The organism is Neisseria sp. P0021.S005, from assembly GCF_051956955.1.
In genome coordinates this window covers 1-3,824 of record NZ_JBQCWY010000281.1, presented here as the reverse complement: position 1 = coordinate 3,824, position 3,824 = coordinate 1, and the positions used below count along the sequence as shown (strand labels likewise).

The 3,824-nt window shown below is 46.1% G+C and carries 3 protein-coding genes; 1 reads left to right on the top strand and 2 read right to left on the bottom strand.

What is annotated here, in order from left to right; translation table 11 throughout:
• Together mutM and ACTHUE_RS12670 are read right to left on the bottom strand one after the other, a co-directional pair.
• Window positions 1-732: bifunctional DNA-formamidopyrimidine glycosylase/DNA-(apurinic or apyrimidinic site) lyase (mutM, locus tag ACTHUE_RS12675; RefSeq protein ID WP_440423635.1), on the bottom strand; the 732-nt coding region annotated here is incomplete at its 3' end.
• Between the two features lie 53 nt (window positions 733-785).
• Complete coding sequence (locus ACTHUE_RS12670; protein ID WP_070712522.1) at window positions 786-1,445, bottom strand: class I SAM-dependent methyltransferase; 660 nt, start codon at window positions 1,443-1,445, stop codon at window positions 786-788.
• A 156-nt stretch (window positions 1,446-1,601) separates the two neighbouring features.
• Here ACTHUE_RS12670 and ACTHUE_RS12665 point away from each other — a divergent pair, with 156 nt between their 5' ends.
• On the top strand, window positions 1,602-3,710 hold the full coding sequence (locus ACTHUE_RS12665; protein ID WP_440423632.1) for a LysM peptidoglycan-binding domain-containing protein: 2,109 nt from the start codon (window positions 1,602-1,604) through the stop codon (window positions 3,708-3,710).
• Window positions 3,711-3,824: the final 114 nt, after the last annotated feature.

Below are 3,824 nucleotides of genomic sequence, written 5' to 3'. Positions count from 1 at the left end.
GCCATAGACCGTATATTCCTGCTGAAAGTAGCCGCTTTTGCCATCGCTATTGACAAAGTCCCGCAGCGTACTGCCGCCCGTTGCAATCGCCCTTTGCAGAACCGCTTTAACGGTTTCCACCAATAATACGCATTCTTTCTTGGTCAGCTTATTCGCCGGACGCAATGGCGAAATACCTGCCTTAAACAGACTTTCATTCGCATAAATATTACCGACACCAACCACCACTGCATTATCCATCAGCGCTAATTTGACTGCACGCTTTTGGTTTTTCAATTTCTGATACAGGTAATTTGCATTAAAATCATCCGAGAGCGGCTCCGGCCCCAGTTTTTCCAACAGCGGATGATGCTCGGCAATACCCTCATACCACAACACCGCACCAAATTTACGCGGATCGTGATAACGCAATACGGTACCGTCATCAAATGCAAAATCTAAATGATCATGTTTATCCGGCGTGGCGATGCGCTCATCATCGGCGGTAAAAATCCGCAAACTGCCGGACATACCCAAATGCATAAGTAAAATACCCGTTTCAAAAGTAACAATCAAATACTTCGCACGCCGGTTGCATGCCAAAACTTTGCGCCCGGCCAAAATTTGCGCCAAGTTCGGATGGATAGGCCATCTCAATTTAAACTGGCGAATAATGACTTTTTCTATCTTTTTGCCATCAATATGCGGCGCGATTCCGCGTAAAGTCGTTTCCACCTCAGGTAATTCAGGCATCATTATTCTCCAAATTCATCATTATCCATCATTATATATAGGTCGTCTGAAAACTATTCGGCCAAACGTGCCGTACTTAAAGCAACCGTATTGCCATCAAATGCAGATTCCAATTCAGGCAAAGGATGGACACCAATCAAATGTTTTGTTAAAACCACACCATACACCGCCGCACACTGCGGCCACCACCTATCCCCTGCCTTTTCCATAAACTGCCAAAATTTCAAAGCAGATGATGAATTCACAGCAGGCAGATAATCCATAAACTGCCCATATTCCATTTCAAAACCAATAGCGGCAGTTTTTCGTTTCAACTCAGCCAGAGCCAAGCATTGAGATTTCATAGGCAGTCTTTTGCCATCAAACCACGAGCTCAACCCCCACAAAGATTTAGGGTTAAACCCCGTCAAAATCAACCTACCCTCGGGTTTTAATATCCTAAATGCTTCTTGCAACACCAAATCGGCAGTTGAAATTTCCAAAAGATGGGGCATCAATAACACATCCACGGAATGCGTTTCAAATGCCAACATTTCAGCATCCATCCGCACATCGCGCGGCACCACAATCATATTTTCAGACGGCCTCTGCCATATGCCGCCCAATTGAACCACCACTTGGCCATTCAAATATTGCAAATGCCGTCTGAAAAAATCCTCCTCTTTTTGAGCAAGATATTGCCCCATTGGCGTTTGCATAAAAAAAGTTTCCATTAAATGCTCCCCTATGCATCCCGACTTGTGTGACAGAATTTTAACACCACGACCACATCATACACGCAAATTCCCTGCCCGACTTGACGTTTGAATGCTGAAACGATACCATCGAAGGGACAAAATTTTATTATATATTTGATAACTCTATTTACTATGGCAAAACTAAAAACCATCGTTCTGACCGTTTCAAGCCTGTCGGCAGTTTCCGCCACAGCCTACGCGCAAAACGCTACGCCCAACCAAGTCGGCATGGCAATGATGCGCCTCAACTCTTCCCTGCTCGACCAAGCCAAAGCACAAACCTTCGGCTCTGGTAGCTTGTGGGCATCATTACGTAAAGACTTCCGCATTAACGAAGTCAACACAGAACTGGTTCGCCGCCATGAAAACAAATTTGCTGCAAACAGCGCATATTTCGACCGCACCATCTCCCGCAGCAAACCTTATATGTACCATATTGCCAATGAAGTTAAAAAACGCAATATGCCTGCTGAAATCGCTTTGCTGCCTTTCATTGAAAGCGCATTTGTAACCAAAGCCAAATCACACGTCGGCGCATCCGGCCTGTGGCAATTTATGCCGGCTACCGGCCGCCACTTCGGCTTGGAAAAAACGCCTTTGTATGACGGCCGCCACGACGTTTACGCTGCTACCGATGCCGCATTAAACTACCTGCAATACCTGCACAGTATGTTCGGCGACTGGTCTTTGGCCCTTGCCGCTTACAACTGGGGCGAAGGTAACGTCGGCCGTGCCGTAAACCGTGCCCGTGCGCAAGGTTTGGAACCAACATACGAAAACCTGCGTATGCCGAACGAAACACGCAACTACGTTCCCAAACTTTTGGCCGTCCGCAATATCGTCGCCAATCCGCAAACTTTCGGCATGAATATCAGCGAAATCAGCAATCAGCCGTATTTCAAATCTGTCAGCATCGACAAACCTATCGATAACAGCACAATCGCTCGCTTTGCAAACATCAGCGAAAGCGAACTGTTGGCACTCAACCCAGGTTTCAATGCCCCGGTATTTATCCCTAAAAATAATCGTCGTCTGTTATTACCGGTTTCTGCGGTTTCCGCATTTGAGAAGAACTACCGCAATGCCAATCCAGATACCCTGATGTCTTGGGATATTTATACTTCTTTGGGCAACAAAAAACTTAATGCCATCGCCAACGATACCGGCATGAGCGTAGCCGAACTCAAGCGCCTCAATGGCCTGAGCGGTAGCGCCATTTCTGAAGGCCGCAGCATTTTAGTGGCTAAAAACTCAGCTATCCAAAGCCAAGACATTATTAACTTTATTGACAAAGACAATACGCCGGATACTTACCAATCCAATATGCCGGCCATGTCTCCGATTATTGCTTCCAACGTAGCAGAACCGGTTAAAGTCGCTCAAACTACCGTGACCAATATTGTTGCACCTGTTGTTCCTCAGTCCACTAAACCGGTTGACTTTATTGCACACAGCAAAACTGAAAACGTTACTTCCGTAGCGATAACAGAAACCAAAGAGCAGCCTCAAGTTGCAAGTATAGAAATGACCGCCCCAGTTGTAGCCATGGTCCATACTGCTATTGAGCCTGCTACCACAAATGTTGCAGAAGCACCCAAAGCGGCTATCCCTGCCGACTTGACTGCACCGACTGTTGCCGCAAACGATGTAGCCCCTTCTCCAGCAGTTGAATCTGTTGCTGCTGCGCCGGTTCAAGAAGAGCATGATGACCTGATGGCTTTGGTACAAAGCCGACCTGCAGAGGAACCTGCAGCGACTGTTGCTGAAGCGACTCCTGAAACCAAACAAGTTCAAACTGTTGTCACCGCTGAAAACGCTCGTACAGAACGTATCGCAGCCAATACCGCTAAACAACAACAACGCATCAATGCGCGTCTTGCCCGTGTAAATGGCCAACAAAACACACAAACTGCAGCACTTGCAGCAGGTATACACCGCGTGGAAGATGGCGATACGTTGTTTAACATCTCCAAACGTTACAACTTGAGCGTAGCCGATTTGATTATTGCCAACAACATCAAAGGTAACAATATCAAAAAAGGCCAAATCCTCCGCGTTACAGCTGCTCCGGCAAAAGTCCGCAGCAACCCGATTCAAAACGTTTCCTACACTGTACGCAAAGGCGATACTTTGAACACCATCGCCAACCGTTTCAATGTTGATATTAATGATATCCGCCGTTGGAACCGCAATACACGTACGGTGACCCCTGGTCAACGTTTGAAACTGATTGGTAGCTAATACTTGCTTCAAAACAAAGGCCGTCTAAAATATTCAGACGGCCTTTTTCTTTATGATAAATTATAAATTCAATTTTTGATAACAAAATAGTTATCTCTTCAAGACATAAACATC

Coding starts and splice junctions, on each gene's coding strand:
- ACTHUE_RS12670 (WP_070712522.1), bottom strand. CDS start 1,445: ATGGAAACTTTTTTTATGCAAACGCCAATGGGGCAATATCTTGCTCAA.
- ACTHUE_RS12665 (WP_440423632.1), top strand. CDS start 1,602: ATGGCAAAACTAAAAACCATCGTTCTGACCGTTTCAAGCCTGTCGGCA.